The 16,622-nt window shown below is 70.1% G+C and carries 11 protein-coding genes and 1 pseudogene; 10 read left to right on the top strand and 2 right to left on the bottom strand.

Annotated features, from left to right (window positions below; genetic code table 11):
• Positions 1-24 precede the first annotated feature (24 nt).
• From STRTU_RS09065 to STRTU_RS09020, 10 genes are all read left to right on the top strand, one after another.
• Positions 25-5,547: a HAMP domain-containing protein gene (locus STRTU_RS09065; protein ID WP_159743072.1), complete on the top strand. Its 5,523-nt coding sequence runs from the start codon at positions 25-27 to the stop codon at positions 5,545-5,547.
• Between the two features lie 255 nt (positions 5,548-5,802).
• The gene (locus STRTU_RS09060; protein WP_018092947.1) at positions 5,803-6,462 is read left to right on the top strand and encodes a response regulator; all 660 of its coding nucleotides are present in this window, start codon (positions 5,803-5,805) and stop codon (positions 6,460-6,462) included.
• Positions 6,463-6,554: 92 nt separating this feature from the next.
• Positions 6,555-9,338 (top strand): DNA translocase FtsK, encoded by a 2,784-nt coding sequence (locus tag STRTU_RS09055; protein ID WP_246240280.1) that lies wholly within the window; start codon positions 6,555-6,557, stop codon positions 9,336-9,338.
• A 223-nt stretch (positions 9,339-9,561) separates the two neighbouring features.
• A complete protein-coding gene (locus tag STRTU_RS09050) occupies positions 9,562-10,368 on the top strand; it encodes a helix-turn-helix domain-containing protein (protein ID WP_159743070.1) in 807 nt (268 codons plus the stop codon).
• Between the two features lie 103 nt (positions 10,369-10,471).
• Entirely contained in the window at positions 10,472-11,998 is a 1,527-nt protein-coding gene (rimO, locus tag STRTU_RS09045; protein WP_159743069.1) for a 30S ribosomal protein S12 methylthiotransferase RimO, read from the top strand.
• Entirely contained in the window at positions 11,995-12,645 is a 651-nt protein-coding gene (gene pgsA / locus STRTU_RS09040; RefSeq protein WP_159743068.1) for a CDP-diacylglycerol--glycerol-3-phosphate 3-phosphatidyltransferase, read from the top strand. The genes rimO and pgsA overlap by 4 nt, the downstream gene beginning before the upstream one ends.
• A complete protein-coding gene (locus STRTU_RS09035) occupies positions 12,642-13,178 on the top strand; it encodes a CinA family protein (RefSeq protein WP_269777343.1) in 537 nt (178 codons plus the stop codon). Before pgsA ends, STRTU_RS09035 begins: the two co-directional genes overlap by 4 nt.
• A gap of 94 nt (positions 13,179-13,272) precedes the next feature.
• Positions 13,273-13,656: a helix-turn-helix domain-containing protein gene (locus STRTU_RS09030; protein WP_018092941.1), complete on the top strand. Its 384-nt coding sequence runs from the start codon at positions 13,273-13,275 to the stop codon at positions 13,654-13,656.
• A gap of 194 nt (positions 13,657-13,850) precedes the next feature.
• Positions 13,851-14,321 (top strand): Dps family protein, encoded by a 471-nt coding sequence (locus tag STRTU_RS09025; RefSeq protein WP_159743066.1) that lies wholly within the window; start codon positions 13,851-13,853, stop codon positions 14,319-14,321.
• Between the two features lie 187 nt (positions 14,322-14,508).
• The gene (locus STRTU_RS09020) at positions 14,509-14,880 is read left to right on the top strand and encodes a hypothetical protein (RefSeq protein ID WP_159743065.1); all 372 of its coding nucleotides are present in this window, start codon (positions 14,509-14,511) and stop codon (positions 14,878-14,880) included.
• Here the strand turns inward: STRTU_RS09020 and STRTU_RS09015 are convergent.
• Both STRTU_RS09015 and STRTU_RS09010 read right to left on the bottom strand, forming a co-directional pair.
• Positions 14,828-15,635: pseudogene (locus STRTU_RS09015) on the bottom strand (SDR family NAD(P)-dependent oxidoreductase). The gene STRTU_RS09020 and the pseudogene STRTU_RS09015 sit on opposite strands and share 53 nt — an antisense overlap.
• Positions 15,636-15,667: 32 nt before the next feature.
• Complete coding sequence (locus tag STRTU_RS09010; protein ID WP_159743064.1) at positions 15,668-16,501, bottom strand: Fpg/Nei family DNA glycosylase; 834 nt, start codon at positions 16,499-16,501, stop codon at positions 15,668-15,670.
• Positions 16,502-16,622 lie beyond the last annotated feature (121 nt).

Below are 16,622 nucleotides of genomic sequence, written 5' to 3'. Positions count from 1 at the left end.
GGTCAACCCTGCGGGAGGGACACGGTGGAGTCTGGCGCAGCGGCGCGGGGCGCAAGCACGCGCGCGAAAGGCGGACGATCCCGGAACAACGGGACGACCGAGGTGGATACGGCTGCGCTGAATCGGCTGTTGGTCGCGTTGGTGGCCATGCGGGACGGGAACTTCCGCAAACGGCTCACGGTTTCCGGCGACGGCGTCATGTCGGAGATCGCGGCGGTCTTCAACGAGGTCGCGGACCGCAATCTGCATCTCACGGGCGAGCTGACGCGGGTGCGCCGGGTCGTCGGCCGTGAGGGAAAGCTCACGGAACGGCTGGAGGTCGGCGCCGCCGAGGGCTCCTGGGCCGCGGCGATCGACGCCTCGAATGCCCTGGTCGATGACCTCGTACGGCCCGTCTCCGAGGTGGGACGGGTGCTGTCGGCGGTCTCCGAGGGCGACCTGGAACAGCGGATGGACCTGCGCTCGCGCAGTTCGGACAGCTCTTCGGAGCACCCCCTGCGGGGTGAATTCCTGAAGGTCGGCCGGACCGTCAACGGGCTGGTGGATCAGCTCTCCGCCTTTACCGACGAGGTCACGAGAGTGGCCAGTGAGGTCGGTACGGAGGGCAAGCTCGGCGGCCAGGCCCGGGTGCGTGGAATGTCGGGTTCGTGGAAGGACCTCACGGAATCCGTCAACACCATGGCGTCCCGGCTGACGGCGCAGGTCCGTGACATTGCTCTCGTCACCACCGCGGTGGCCAAGGGTGATCTGTCGCGCAAGGTGACCGTCCATGTCTCCGGCGAGATGCTGGAGCTGAAGAACACCGTCAACACGATGGTGGACCAGCTCTCCTCGTTCGCCTCCGAGGTGACGCGGGTCGCCCGGGAGGTCGGCACGGAGGGTGAACTCGGCGGTCAGGCGCAGGTCCCCGGTGTCGCCGGCGTGTGGAAGGACCTGACGGATTCGGTCAATCTCATGGCCGGCAACCTCACCGCGCAGGTGCGCGGGATCGCGCAGGTCACCACGGCTGTGGCGAACGGCGATCTGTCGCAGAAGGTCACGGTCAGCGCACGCGGCGAGGTCGCGCAGCTGGCCGACACGATCAACACCATGACCGAGACGCTGCGGACCTTCGCGGACGAAGTGACGCGAGTGGCGAACGAGGTCGGGGCCGAGGGCCAGCTCGGCGGTCAGGCGCAGGTGCCCGGCGCGGCCGGCACGTGGAAGGACCTCACCGATTCGGTGAACACCGCCTTCCGCAACCTGACGGCGCAGGTGCGGGACATCGCGCAGGTGACGACGGCGGTCGCCAACGGTGATCTCTCGCAGACGGTCACCGTCGATGTCGCCGGTGAAATGCTGGAGTTGAAGAACACCGTCAACACGATGGTGGGTCAGCTGTCGTCGTTCGGTGCCGAAGTGACGCGCGTGGCGCGGGAGATCGGCGTCGAGGGCGAGCTGGGCGGTCAGGCGGCGGTGCCCGGCGCGGCCGGGACGTGGAAGGACCTCACGGACTCCGTGAACACCGCCTTCCGCAACCTCACCGGGCAGGTGCGCAACATCGCCCAGGTGACGACCGCGGTGGCCAACGGTGACCTCTCGCAGAAGGTCACCGTCGATGTCTCCGGCGAGATGCTCCAGCTGAAGAACACCGTGAACACCATGGTGGATCAGCTGTCCTCGTTCGCCGACCAGGTCACGCGGATGGCCAGGGACGTGGGCACGGAGGGCCGGCTGGGCGGCCAGGCCCGGGTGGACGGCGTCAGCGGCACCTGGAAGGAACTGACCGACTCCGTCAACTTCATGGCGGGGAACCTGACTTCACAGGTGCGGCAGATCGCCCAGGTGACGACGGCGGTCGCCCGGGGTGACCTCTCCCAGAAGATCGACGTGGACGCGCGCGGCGAGATCCTGGAGCTGAAGAACACCATCAACACGATGGTCGATCAGCTCTCCGCCTTTGCCGAGCAGGTGACCCGGGTCGCCCGGGAGGTCGGTACGGACGGCAGGCTGGGCGGCCAGGCGCAGGTGCCGGGCGTCGCGGGTGTCTGGCGCGATCTGACCGACTCGGTGAACGGCATGGCCGGGAACCTGACGGCCCAGGTCCGCAATATCGCGCAGGTCGCCACGGCGGTCGCGCGCGGTGACCTGTCGCAGAAGATCGACGTGGACGCCAGGGGCGAGATCCTGGAGCTGAAGAACACCCTGAACACCATGGTGGACCAGCTCTCCTCGTTCGCGGAGCAGGTCACCCGGGTCGCCCGCGAGGTGGGCACCGAGGGCATCCTGGGCGGCCAGGCCGAGGTGCAGGGCGTCAGCGGTACCTGGAAGGACCTCACCCAGTCCGTCAACTTCATGGCGAACAACCTCACCTCGCAGGTGCGCAACATCGCCGAGGTGACGACCGCGGTGGCCCGCGGTGATCTGTCCAAGAAGATCACCGTCGATGCCAAGGGCGAGATCCTCGAACTGGTCACGACCGTCAACACGATGGTCGACCAGCTGTCCTCGTTCGCCGAGCAGGTGACCCGGGTGGCCCGCGAGGTGGGCACCGAGGGCCAGTTGGGCGGTCAGGCGCGGGTGCCGGGTGCCACCGGCATCTGGCTGGACCTCAGCGACAACGTGAACCTGATGGCCAACAACCTGACCATCCAGGTGCGCAACATCTCCCAGGTCTCGGCGGCGGTCGCCAACGGAGACCTGACGAAGAAGGTCACGGTCGAGGCGCGCGGCGAAGTGGCGCAGCTCGCCGACACGGTCAACACGATGGTCACGACGCTGTCGTCGTTCGCAGACGAGGTCACCCGGGTGGCCCGTGAGGTGGGCACCGACGGCATCCTGGGCGGTCAGGCCCGCGTCCCCGGCGTCGCCGGTACGTGGAAGGACCTCACCGAGTCCGTGAACTCGATGGCCAACAACCTGACCGGCCAGGTCCGCAACATCGCCATGGTCACCACCGCCATCGCCAAGGGCGATCTGACCAAGAAGATCGACATCGATGCGCGGGGCGAGATCCTCGCACTGAAGACCACCATCAACACCATGGTCGACCAGCTGTCGTCGTTCGCGGAGCAGGTCACCAGAGTGGCCCGCGAGGTGGGCACGGAAGGCCAGCTGGGCGGGCAGGCACAGGTGCGCGGTGTGGCCGGCACCTGGCGGGACCTGACCGAATCGGTGAACGAGATGGCGGGCAACCTGACCCGTCAGGTGCGGGCCATCGCCGCGGTCGCCGCGGCGGTCACCCTCGGCGATCACAACGTCCGTATCGATGTGGACGCGGCCGGCGAGATCCTGGAACTCCAGGACAACGTCAACACCATGATCTCCACGCTCCGGGAGACCACCCTCGCCAACGAGGAACAGGACTGGCTCAAGGGCAATCTGGCCCGGATCTCCGGTCTCATGCAGGGCCGACGCGACCTCAAGGACGTCGCCACGCTCATCATGAGCGAGCTGTCACCCGCGGTCTCCGCCCAGCACGGCGCGTTCTTCCTCGCCGCGCAGCCCGACAGCCAGGAGATCGGCGCGGACGGCGGCGAGGCGGGCGCCTACGAGCTGCGGCTGATGGGCTCGTACGGCTACGCCATGGGCGGGATGCCGACGACCTTCCGGCCGGGCGAGACGCTCATCGGTACGGCCGCGGAGGAGGGGCGCACGATCCTGGTGGAGAACGTCCCCTCCGGCTATCTCAAGATCGCTTCCGGGCTGGGCGAGGCGCCGCCGGCGAATGTGATCGTGCTGCCGGTGCTGTTCGAGGACAAGGTGCTCGGCGTGATCGAGCTGGCGTCCTTCCAGCCGTTCACCCAGATCCAGAAGGACTTCCTCAGCCAGATCGCCGAGATGATCGCGACCAGCGTCAACACCATCTCGGTGAACACCAAGACCGAGGTGCTGCTCAAGCAGTCGCAGGAGCTGACCGAGCAGCTCAAGGAGCGCTCGGGCGAGCTGGAGAGCCGGCAGAAGGCGCTGGAGCTGTCCAACTCCGAGCTGGAGGAGAAGGCCGAGCAACTGCGTGCGCAGAACCGCGACATCGAGGTGAAGAACACCGAGATCGAGGAGGCGCGGCAGGTCCTGGAGGAGCGCGCCGAGCAGCTCGCGGTCTCGATGCGCTACAAGTCGGAGTTCCTGGCGAACATGTCGCACGAGCTGCGTACGCCGCTCAACTCCCTGCTGATTCTGGCCAAATTGCTGGCCGATAATGCAGAGGGGAACCTCTCCCCGAAGCAGGTCGAATTCGCCGAAACCATCCATGGCGCCGGCAGCGACCTGCTCCAGCTGATCAACGACATTCTCGACCTGTCCAAGGTCGAGGCCGGCAAGATGGACGTCAGCCCGACCCGGATCGCGCTGGTCCAGCTCGTCGACTATGTGGAGGCCACCTTCCGGCCGCTGACCGCGGAGAAGGGACTCGACTTCTCCGTACGGGTCTCCCCGGAGCTGCCGGCGACGCTGCACACCGACGAACAGCGGCTGCTGCAGGTGCTGCGCAATCTGCTGTCCAACGCGGTGAAGTTCACCGACAGCGGCGCCGTCGAGCTGGTGATCCGGCCGGCCGGTGCGGATGTCCCGGTGGCCATCCGGGAGCAGCTGCTGGAGCACGGTTCACTGCGCGACCCGGACGCGGACATGATCGCCTTCTCGGTCACCGACACCGGTATCGGCATCGCCTCCAGCAAGATGCGGGTCATCTTCGAGGCGTTCAAGCAGGCGGACGGCACGACCAGCCGCAAGTACGGCGGTACGGGCCTGGGCCTGTCCATCAGCCGGGAGATCGCCCGGCTGCTGGGCGGCGAGATCCACGCCGCGAGCGAGCCGAGCCGCGGCTCCACGTTCACGCTCTACCTGCCGCACAACCCCGGCGGGCTGCCGCCGCAGGGCTACCCGCAGCTGGTGGCCGGCGGGATCGCGATGGACGCGGAGGCCCGCGAGAGCGAGGTCGGGCAGCAGCAGGCCGAGGAGCAGCAGGAGTACGAGCAGGGCTCCGGAGGCAGCCTCAACCGGCGCCGCCGGCGGGCGCTTCAGGGGACCCCGCGGCGCTTCGAGCTCTCCGGGCGGCAGCCGTCCGCACCGCCGCAGCCGGCACCGGAGCCGCCGCTGCCGCAGGCCCCGCAGCCGGTTCCCCAGCCGCCCGCGGAGGAGCCCTGGCTCGGCAACGGCCAGGATCTGGTGGACCCGGCCTTCGAGGGCGGTTTCCATGGTGAGAAGGTACTGATCGTCGATGACGACATCCGCAATGTCTTCGCACTCACCAGCGTCCTGGAACAACACGGGCTGTCGGTGCTCTACGCGGAGAACGGGCGCGAGGGCATCGAGGTCCTGGAGCAGCACGACGACATCGTGCTGGTCCTGATGGACATCATGATGCCGGAGATGGACGGCTATGCGACCACGGCGGCGATCCGCCGGATGCCGCAGTTCGCCGGACTGCCCATCATCGCGCTGACCGCGAAGGCGATGAAGGGTGACCGGGAGAAGAGCATCGACTCCGGGGCCTCCGACTACGTGACCAAGCCGGTGGATACCGATCATCTGTTGTCGGTCATGGAGCAATGGATGCGGGCGGAGTGACGGAGCGTCCAATATGGAGGCGAAAGGGGATCATCGCGTGCTGACTCAGGGTTGCCGCGGACGTGTGGAAGCGTGGGATCCGGGGAACCTTCTGGTCCCTGTCTGCGTTTCTGCTACGTGCACAGTGACATCGCGGTGACAGGGTGTGGCGACAGGCGGGGTGCAGCTACCATGACCGGCACAAGGACGGGCGGCGTGACGGAGTCGTCCCCTGGGGCGGCGTCCGGTTCGATGCCGGGGCGAGGAGGACGGGCCATGGTGCAGAAGGCCAAGATCCTCCTGGTCGATGACCGGCCGGAGAATCTGCTGGCGCTGGAGGCGATCCTCTCCGCGCTCGATCAGACACTGGTACGGGCATCGTCCGGGGAGGAAGCGCTCAAAGCACTGCTCACGGACGATTTCGCGGTGATTCTGCTCGATGTGCAGATGCCGGGGATGGACGGATTCGAGACCGCGGCGCACATCAAGCGGCGCGAGCGGACCCGCGACATCCCGATCATCTTCCTCACGGCCATCAACCACGGCCCGCATCACACCTTCCGCGGATATGCGGCCGGCGCGGTGGACTACATCTCCAAGCCGTTCGACCCGTGGGTGCTGCGCGCCAAGGTCTCGGTGTTCGTCGAGCTGTACATGAAGAACTGCCAACTGCGGGAGCAGGCATCCCTGCTGAGGCTGCAGCTGGAGGGCGGACGGCCGAGCGCCGACGAGGCGCGGGAGTCCGCGGGGCTGCTCGCCGAGCTCTCCGCGCGGCTGGCCGCGGTCGAGGAGCAGGCCGAGGCGCTGTCCAAGCAGCTGGACGAGACGGCGGACGCGGCGGCGGTGGCCACCGCGGCGCATCTGGAGCGCAAACTGACCGGATTGCGCAGGGCGCTGGACGCCCTGGAGCCGGGGTCGGGAAGCGCCGCGGGGTGACTGACGCCCCCTCATGAGACGGGCGCGCGACACGTTCGGGTGAAGCGCCGTGCGCTCGTGTCATGCCTGCGTTCGCCTGTAATCTCGTCGCCATGGCCTCACGTACGTCCGGCAAGGGAACCCAGAGCGCGGCGGGCCCCTCCAAGCAGCGCGCCGGACGCACCGCGGGCGCCGCCAAGAAGACCGCAGCGAAGAAAGCGCCCGCGAAGCCGCCTGCCAAGAAGGCGGCCGCGAAGAAGGCACCGGCCAAGAAGGCATCGGCCAAGAGGGCACCCGCCAAGAAGGCCGCTCCCAAACCGGTGCCGTCACCCACCGGCGGTGTCTACCGTCTCGCCCGCGCCTGCTGGCTGGGGCTCGCGCACGGCATCGGGGCGCTGTTCCGCGGGATGGGCCGGGGCGCGAAGAACCTCGATCCGGCGCACCGCAAGGACGGGCTGGCGCTGTTGTTGCTCGGGCTGGCGCTGGTGATCGCGGCCGGCACCTGGTCCAGCCTCAGCGGCCCGGTCGGCGACCTCGTCGAGCTGCTGGTGACCGGCGCGTTCGGCCGCCTCGATCTGGTCGTACCGATACTGCTCGGCGGTATCGCCGTACGCCTCATCCGGCACCCCGAGAAGCCGGAGGCCAACGGCCGGATCGTCATCGGGCTGTCCGCGCTGGTCGTCGGCATACTCGGACAGGTCGCGATGGCCTGCGGCTCGCCGGGCCGGGACGACGGTCTGGCCGCCATACAGGACGCCGGCGGCTATCTCGGCTGGGTCGCGTCCAAGCCGCTGATCTTCACCGTCGGACAGACCCTGGCGGTGGCGCTGCTGGCGCTGCTGACCCTCTTCGGGCTGCTGGTGGTCACCGCGACGCCGGTGAACGCCATTCCGCAGCGGCTGCGGGCGCTCGGCATCAAGCTGGGCGTGGTGCACCCGGTGGCGGACGAGGCGTACTACGACGAGGCCGAGGACTATGCGGAGGAGTGGCGTGAGCAGCCCGTCCGCAGGCCGCGTCGCAGCGCCCCCGCACCGGCCGCGAACGACCCGGACGCGATAGAGGAAGCGGCCCTGGCCAAGCGGCGCCGCCCGCGCCGCGCCGCCGCACAGCCCGACCCGGACCGGCCGATGGACGCGGTGGACGTGGCCGCCGCGGCCGCCGCCGCGCTGGACGGCGCGGTGCTGCACGGCGTCCAGCCCTCACCGCTCGTCGCCGGCCTCAGCAGCGGCCTCTCCGGGGAGCGCCGGGGCCGCGGCGGTGAGGACACCGCGGGGGAGAGCGGCACGGTGCCGCCGGCCCGGGGAGCGGAGCCGGAGCCGCCCGCCGCCGAGCGCACCCCGGCGGTCCCGGACTTCACCAAGGCCCCGCCCGAGCCCTCGGGGGAGCTGCCGGCCCGCGCCGAGCAGCTCCAGCTGGCCGGCGACATCACCTACTCGCTGCCCTCGCTGGACCTGCTCTCGCGGGGCGGGCCCGGCAAGACCCGCAGTGCCGCGAACGACGCCATAGTGACCGCGCTGACCACGGTCTTCCAGGAGTTCAAGGTCGATGCCGCGGTCACCGGCTTCACCCGGGGCCCGACGGTCACCCGCTACGAGGTCGAGCTCGGCCCGGCCGTCAAGGTCGAGAAGATCACCGCCCTGGCCAAGAACATCGCCTACGCGGTGGCCAGCCCCGACGTCCGCATCATCAGCCCGATCCCCGGCAAGTCCGCGGTCGGCATCGAGATCCCCAACACCGACCGCGAGATGGTCAACCTCGGCGATGTGCTGCGGCTGGCCGACGCCGCGGGCGATGAGCATCCGATGCTGGTGGCGCTCGGCAAGGACGTCGAGGGCGGCTACGTCATGGCCAACATGACGAAGATGCCGCATGTCCTGGTGGCCGGTGCCACCGGCTCCGGCAAGTCCTCCTGCATCAACTGTCTGATCACCTCGGTGATGGTGCGGGCCACGCCGGAGGACGTGCGGATGGTGCTGGTCGACCCCAAGCGCGTCGAGCTGACCGCGTACGAGGGCATCCCGCATCTGATCACGCCGATCATCACCAACCCCAAGCGCGCCGCCGAGGCGCTGCAGTGGGTGGTGCGCGAGATGGACCTGCGCTATGACGACCTCGCGGCCTACGGCTTCCGGCACATCGACGACTTCAACGAAGCGGTGCGCAACGGCAAGGTCAGCGCCCCCGAGGGCAGCGAGCGCGAGCTGGCGCCGTACCCGTATCTGCTGGTGATCGTCGATGAGCTGGCGGACCTGATGATGGTCGCGCCGCGGGATGTGGAGGACTCGATCGTCCGCATCACCCAGCTCGCCCGCGCGGCGGGCATCCATCTGGTGCTCGCCACCCAGCGCCCGTCCGTCGATGTGGTCACCGGCCTGATCAAGGCCAATGTGCCCTCCCGGCTCGCGTTCGCCACCTCCTCCCTGGCCGACAGCCGGGTCATCCTCGACCAGCCGGGCGCCGAGAAGCTGATCGGCAAGGGCGACGGGCTGTTCCTGCCGATGGGCGCCAACAAGCCGGTGCGGATGCAGGGCGCTTTCGTGACCGAGGAGGAGGTCGCGGCCGTCGTCCAGCACTGCAAGGACCAGATGGCGCCCGTCTTCCGCGATGACGTCACGGTCGGCACGGCGAAGAAGAAGGAGATCGACGAGGACATCGGCGATGACCTCGATCTGCTGTGTCAGGCCGCTGAGCTGGTGGTTTCCACTCAGTTCGGGTCGACGTCGATGCTCCAGCGCAAGCTGCGGGTGGGGTTCGCCAAGGCCGGGCGGCTGATGGACCTGATGGAGTCGCGGAACATCGTCGGGCCGAGCGAGGGATCGAAGGCTCGTGACGTTCTTGTGAAGCCTGACGAACTGGACGGAGTGCTGGCGGTGATCCGGGGGGAGGCTACGGAGTAGCACAGATATCCGGGTCACCCGACGCAAGAAGAAAGCAACCGTTTCTCCTGCCGATACGTCAAGTTGAGGGAGATGAGGGAACGATGCCGCACCATCGAGCCCCAGGGCACCGCCGACGGCGTTCTGATGGCGTACAAAGTCCGCTCTCCCGCTTGCCCGACCCTTTCGCTCCACCCCTAGACTGAACTTCCAGCAGGTGGCTACACGCTCGAAAGGCGCCTCCGTGTCCATCGGCAACTCCCCCGAAGCAGACCGGCCTTCCGTCGGTGCTGCCCTCCAGAAGGCCCGTATCGGAGCGGGACTGACCGTTGAAGAGGTCAGTACGACGACACGGGTGCGCATCCCCCTGGTGCACGCGATCGAGCAGGACGACTTCTCCCGCTGTGGTGGCGACGTCTACGCCCGGGGGCACATCCGGGCGCTCGCCCGTGCCGTCTCCCTCGACCCCCAATTCCTGATCGACCAGTTCGACGCCGAGCACGGCGGCCGGCCCGCGCCGACCCCCGCCGCACCGCTCTTCGAAGCCGAACGGATCCGCTCCGAGCCGCGCCGCCCCAATTGGACCGCGGCGATGGTCGCGGCGATCGTCGCCGTGGTGGGTTTCGCGGGTTTCACGCTCTTCACGGGCGGCGACAAGAGCGGCGGCGGCCCGATCACGGCCGGTGACGCGCATGCGAAGCCGGCGCCGGCCCCCACCCGCCATCCCTCCACCATCAAGCCGCCCCTCAAGCCCGAGCCCTCCGACAGCGCCGTCGCCGGTCTGCCGAAGGACAAGGTCACGATCAAGGTGACCGCCCGCGACGGCCAGAGCTGGCTCTCCGCCAAGGACGCCAACGGCAAGCTCCTGGAGGACGGTCTGCTCAAGCAGGGCGAGTCCAAGACCATCACCGACAAGAAGCGGATCGACCTCGTCCTCGGTAACGCCGGAGCCGTGCAGCTGTACGTCAACGGCAAGGAGGTCAAGCGGGTCGGCGAGAAGGGCACCGTCGAGCGGCTCAGCTACACGCCAGGGGACCCCCAGGCGGGCTGAGTGCCCTGCCCGGCGGGCGTCCGCCGCCCGGCCCCGGGCCCCGGGACCGGCGGCGGAGACCTGCGCGCCAAGGGGGTGGCCGGGACAAAGTAGGCTGAGCCCTATGCCCGAACGCCGTACCGTCGCCCTTGTCACTCTTGGCTGCGCCCGTAACGAGGTGGACTCGGAGGAGCTCGCAGGCCGCCTGGCAGCGGACGGCTGGGAGCTCGTCGAGGAAGCCGCCGATGCCGATGTCGCCGTCGTCAATACCTGTGGTTTCGTCGAGGCCGCCAAGAAGGACTCCGTTGATGCCCTGCTGGAAGCCAACGATCTGAAGGCCGCCGCCCGGGAGGGGGGCGGCAGAACCCAGGCCGTGGTGGCCGTCGGCTGTATGGCCGAGCGCTACGGCAAGGAGCTCGCCGAGGCGCTGCCCGAGGCGGACGGGGTGCTCGGCTTCGACGACTACAGCGATATCTCCGGCCGCCTGCAGACCATCCTGAGCGGCGGCATCCACGCCTCCCACACCCCGCGCGACCGCCGCAAGCTGCTGCCGATCAGCCCGGCCGAGCGCCAGGACGCAGCCTCGGTCGCGCTGCCCGGCCACGCCCAGAGCGGTCCCGGCGAGGCGACGCCGCCGGCGGATCCGCCCGCGGACCTGCCGGAGGGCGTCGCGCCGGCCTCCGGGCCGCGTGCGCCGCTGCGCCGCCGGCTCGGCAGCAGCCCGGTGGCCTCGGTGAAGCTGGCCTCCGGCTGCGACCGGCGCTGCTCGTTCTGCGCCATCCCGTCCTTCCGTGGCTCCTTCATCTCCCGCCGGCCCTCCGATGTGCTGGGGGAGACCCGCTGGCTGGCCGGGGAGGGCGTCAAGGAGGTCATGCTGGTCTCCGAGAACAACACCTCCTACGGCAAGGACCTCGGCGACATCCGCCTCCTGGAGACGCTGCTGCCGGAGCTGGCGGCCGTCGACGGCATCGAGCGGATCCGGGTCAGCTACCTCCAGCCCGCCGAGATGCGCCCCGGCCTGATCGACGTGCTGACCGGCACCGACAAGGTGGCGCCCTACTTCGATCTGTCCTTCCAGCACTCGGCGCCCGGTGTGCTGCGCTCCATGCGGCGCTTCGGCGGCACCGACAGCTTCCTGGAGCTGCTGGAGACGATCCGCACCAAGGCACCGCAGGCCGGCGCCCGCTCCAACTTCATCGTCGGCTTCCCCGGCGAGACCGAGAGCGATCTGGCGGAGCTGGAGCGCTTCCTCACCGAGGCCCGGCTCGATGCCATCGGCGTCTTCGGATACTCCGACGAGGACGGCACCGAGGCCGCCTCCTACGAGGACAAGGTCGACCCGGACGTGGTCGCCGAGCGGCTGGCGCGGGTCTCGCGGCTGGCCGAGGAGCTGACCGCGCAGCGTGCCGAGGAGCGGATCGGCGAGACGCTGCGGGTGCTGGTCGACCGGACCGACGACGAGGACGGTGTCGTCGGGCGGGCCGCGCACCAGGCTCCGGAGACCGATGGCGTCACCCTGCTGTCGACGGACCAGGAGCTGGCGCCCGGTCGTATGGTCGAGGCAAAGGTGGTGGCGAGCGAGGGCGTGGACCTCGTCGCGGAGGTGCTGTCGGTGGAGGGCACGGGGTGTACCGAGGAGGCGGCCAGATGACCGGAGTCCCGGCATCCGCAGCTGGTGGCCCGCGCACGGCGCCGGTCGTCCGGCAGGCCGGGCTGTGGAACATCGCCAACGTCCTGACGATGCTGCGGCTGGTGCTGGTCCCGGCCTTCGTGCTGTTGCTGATGCATGACGACGGAACGGATCCGGTCTGGCGGGTCTTCGCCTGGGCCGCGTTCGCCGTCGCCATGATCACCGACATTTTCGACGGGCATCTGGCGCGCGCTTACAACCTGGTCACCGACTTCGGCAAGATCGCTGACCCGATCGCGGACAAGGCGATCATGGGTGCCGCGTTGATCTGTCTGTCGGTGCTGGGGGATCTGCCCTGGTGGGTGACCGGCGTGATCCTCTTCCGGGAGCTCGGCATCACGCTGATGCGGTTCTGGGTGATCAAGCACGGTGTCATTCCGGCCAGTCGTGGCGGCAAAATCAAGACATTGGCGCAGGGCACCGCGGTCGGTATGTACGTCCTGGTGCTGACCGGTCCGCTGGCCACGTTCCGCTGGTGGGTGATGGCGGTGGCGGTGGCGCTGACCGTCGTCACCGGACTCGACTACGTGCGGCAGGCCGTGGTCCTGCGCCGGGCCGGGCTGGCCCGGGAGCGGGCCCTGTGCGCCGAGCGGGACGCGGTCCGGTGAGTGGGCCGGGTTCTGCCGCCGCCGGGGCGCTGGAGGCGCTCGCCGGGCGGGGACAGAGCCTGGCCGTGGCCGAATCGCTGACCGGCGGACTGGTGGCGGGTGCGCTGACCGCGGTCCCGGGGGCCTCGCGGGTGGTCCGGGGCTCGGTCACGGCGTATGCGACCGAGGTCAAGCGGGAGCTGCTGGGTGTGGACGGCGCCCTGCTGGCCGCGCGCGGAGCCGTGGACGGCGAGGTCGCCCGGCAGATGGCGAGCGGTGCGCGGCGGGTGCTGGGAGCCGACTGGGGCCTTGCCACCACGGGGGTGGCCGGCCCCGATCCTCAGGACGGGCATCCGGTGGGCACCGTTTTCGTGGCGGTCCAGGGGCCGGACGGTGCCGGAGCGGTGCGGCGGCTGTCGCTGGCGGGAGATCGTGACCGGATCCGCCAGGACACCATTCGCGCCGTGCTCGCACTGTTGTTGAGCGAACTGACAGAAAATACGCGGGCACAGGATACGGAACAACACGGGGGGAATGGATGTTTGCAGCCCTGAGTGAACACGTACTTGCGCCCGGCACTGGTACCGCCCGAGGCGGTACGGTGGGGCGAGAAGGATCCGGATCCGAGGTCCGAGGAGGGAGCCAGCGATGATTCTGCTTCGTCGCCTGCTGGGTGACGTGCTGCGCCGACAGCGTCAGCGCCAGGGCCGAACCCTGCGCGAGGTCTCTTCCTCCGCCCGGGTATCGCTCGGCTATTTGTCCGAGGTCGAGAGGGGGCAGAAGGAGGCGTCCTCCGAGCTGCTCTCGTCGATCTGTGACGCGCTGGACGTGCGCATGTCCGAGCTCATGCGAGAGGTCAGCGATGAGCTGGCGCTCGCCGAGCTGGCAGCGTCCGCGGCCGCGAGCGACCCGGTGCCCGCACCGGTACGGCCGAAGCTCAATTCGGTGTCCGTCACGTCCCTGGCCGGTGTGCCGGAGGACCGCGTGACCATCAAGTCCCCGGCCGACGTCGTGGATGTCGTCGCGGCCTGACACCCCTGTTCGTACGCATCGAAGCCCTGGTAGGCGGCAGCCTGCCGGGGCTTTGTGCTGCCCGCGCGGGGGCGGGTGCGGGCGGCGGGCCGGGGCCCCGCGGGCGCTCGGCCGGACCGTCCGGGCAGCTCGGAACGGGCGATTCATTTATACGATGACTAAATCGGATAAATCGCCCGAACAGGAGTATCTGGATGTCTGTCGTCAAGAGCACACTGTCCGACGGGGACCGCGGCATCGTCGGGAACGCCCTGCAGGGAGCCCTCGTCGACCTGGTGGATCTCTCCCTCGTCGCGAAGCAGGTGCACTGGAACGTCATCGGTCCGCGCTTCCGCTCCATCCATCTCCAGCTCGACGAGGTGGTGGCCAGCGGGCGGCAGCATGCCGACACGGTGGCCGAGCGGGCGGCGGCGATCGGGGTGTCCCCTGACGGGCGGGCGGTCACCGTCGCCAAGACCAGCGGGATCGACGAGGTCAAGGACGGCTGGATCAAGGACGGTCAGGTGGTGCGGGCGATGGTGGCGGCGCTGGCCGCGGTCATCGGCCGGATGCGCGAGCGGATCCTCGCCACCGCGGAGGCGGACCCGGTCAGCCAGGACATCCTCATCGGGCTGACCGCCGACCTGGAGAAGCACCACTGGATGTTCCAGGCCGAGTCCCAGTGACGGACGGCGGCGGGCGCTGAGGGTTTGGGCTCCCGGGTGTGCCGTGACGAGGCCGGTGGCGTCGCGGTCCGTTCCGGGGCTCGCGGGGCCTGCGGGGCGCCCGGGGCCGGCCGCGCGCCGGAAATGCCCCGGTGCGCTCTCCCGCCGGGCGGCGGGACCCGTCTAGCGTCGGCCGGAGGAGGCAGCCATGGAGTGGCGTGACTTCGCGGTGCGCGGACCGGCCGGACGGCGTCCGCGTACCGTGCCGGGACGCCGGATATCCGCGGCCGGTGCCGTCTCCGGTGCCGTCGTCGGGGGGCTGTGGTGGTGGGCCGCGGTCCGGCTGGTGGTGTGGCCGCAGTCGGCGGGAGTCGTCGAAGGGGCCGTGCTGCTGGGCGGCTGGGGGCTCAGTCTGCTGCCGGTGCACTGCGTTCCGCGGACGAACCGGAATGACGGGATCTGCCGTCGCGCCATGGAGCGGGCGGCCCGGCGGGTCCGGGAGGGCCGTGGGGCAGGGCGGGGGCCGTTCACCAGGGCATGGCGACGCCGCCGTTCGGGCGGAGGACCTGGCCGGTCATGAAGGCCGAGGCGTCCGACGCCAGGTGCAGCACGGTATGGGCGACATCCTCCGGCTCTCCGACCCTTCCCAGCGGTGACATCCGGATCATCGGTCTCTCCGCCTGCTGCTGCGCTTGTGCGGTGTGGCGGTCGGTCATCGCCGTACGGATCCAGCCCGGGGCGACGGCGTTGACGCGGATGCCGTGCCGGCCGACCTCGGTGGCCAGGGTCTTGGTGAGCTGGACGACGGCGGCCTTGGCGGCGCCGTAGGAGAGCAGGCCGGGGGCGCCGGTGTCGATCGCGCCGGAGGCCATGTTCACGAGGGAGCCCCGGGTGGCGGTGGCGATCATGGCGCGGGCGGCCTCCTGGCAGCCGTACAGCACGCCTTTGAAGTCGGTGTTCCAGACCCGGTCCAGATCCGCGTCCTCGGTCTCCAGGACGGGGGCGGAGCGCATGATTCCGGCGATGTGCGCCATCACGTCGAGGCGGCCCGTGGCGCTGCGGGCGGCGTCGACGGCGGCGGTGACCTGGTCGCGCCGGGTGACATCGAGCCGGTGGGCGTGTGCGGAGCCCGCCGCCGCGGTGATCGCCGCGGCGGTTGCCTTCGCGCCTCTTCTTCCAGGTCGGCGCAGTGGACGGTGGCTCCGGCGACGGCGAGGAGGGTGGCGGTGGCGCGGCCGATACCTCCCCCACTGCCTGGAGGACGTGGGAGGTACCCCCAGCCGCGCCGGTGACCAGCGCGGTGCGGCCTGTGAGGTCGTACGCCGTGAGAGGCATGGCATGAGGGTAGAGAGGGATCTGACGGAGCGTCAATTGGGGTGCGGGAGGTCCTTCGGGCCAGTTGGCCGGGCGGCCGGTGGGTCCGGCTGGCAGGTGGGGCACCAGTAGGTGACGCGTTCGTCGGTGGCGGGGTCCTGGTCGGCGCTGCGGATCTCGGTGCCGCAGCGCAGGCAGGGGCGGCCGGCCCGCCCGTAGACCCACAGCCGCCGGTCGGGACGGGCGCTGGGCGTGGTGACACGGGCGGGGCGTCGCTTGTTGGCTTCCAGGAGCTTCTTGGCGAGCGTGGGCACGCGGTCCGGCCGGGGCAGTGCCCCCAGGGGGAGCCACGGGGAGGCGTGCAGCAGGAAGCACAGCTCGGCTTTGTAGACATTGCCGATTCCGGCGAGATTGCGCTGGTCCAGCAGGGCCTCGCCGAGGGGGCGCCCCGGGGTGGCGAGCAGTCGGCGCAGGGCTTCTTCGGGGTCCCAGTCCGGGCCGAGGAGATCGGGTCCCAGATGGCCGACGACCCGGGACTCGTCGGCGGTGCGCAGCAGATCGAGCACGGGGAGGCGGTAGCCGACGGCGGTGTGGGCCGCGGTGCCGAGGATCGCCCTGATCTGGTGGGCGGGGCCGCCGCGCCAGCGCTCGGCCGGGGCGTAGATCTGCCATGCGCCGTCCATCCGCAGATGGGAGTGGAGGGTGAGACCGCCCTCGAAGCGGGTGAGGAGGTGCTTGCCGCGGGGGATGACGCCCAGCACGCCGCGGCCGGTCAGATCCACCGTCGCCAGCCGGGGGACGCGCAGCTCGCAGCGGGTCAGCGGACCACCGGTCAGGGCGTCGTGGAGCCGCTGGGCCAAGCGCCAGACGGTGTCACCTTCGGGCATGCCACCATCATGACGGGGGACGGGGGACGGGGGACGGGGGACGGGGGACGGGGGACGGGGGACGGGGGACGGGGGACGGGGGACGGGGGACGAGGGCCTTCGGTCCGTGGGGGCGGGGCCT

It is taken from the genome of Streptomyces tubercidicus, from assembly GCF_027497495.1.
Lineage (GTDB): Bacteria > Actinomycetota > Actinomycetes > Streptomycetales > Streptomycetaceae > Streptomyces > Streptomyces tubercidicus.
Note: the sequence above shows the minus strand (reverse complement) of the source record. Positions and strands in the feature narration are given on the sequence as shown.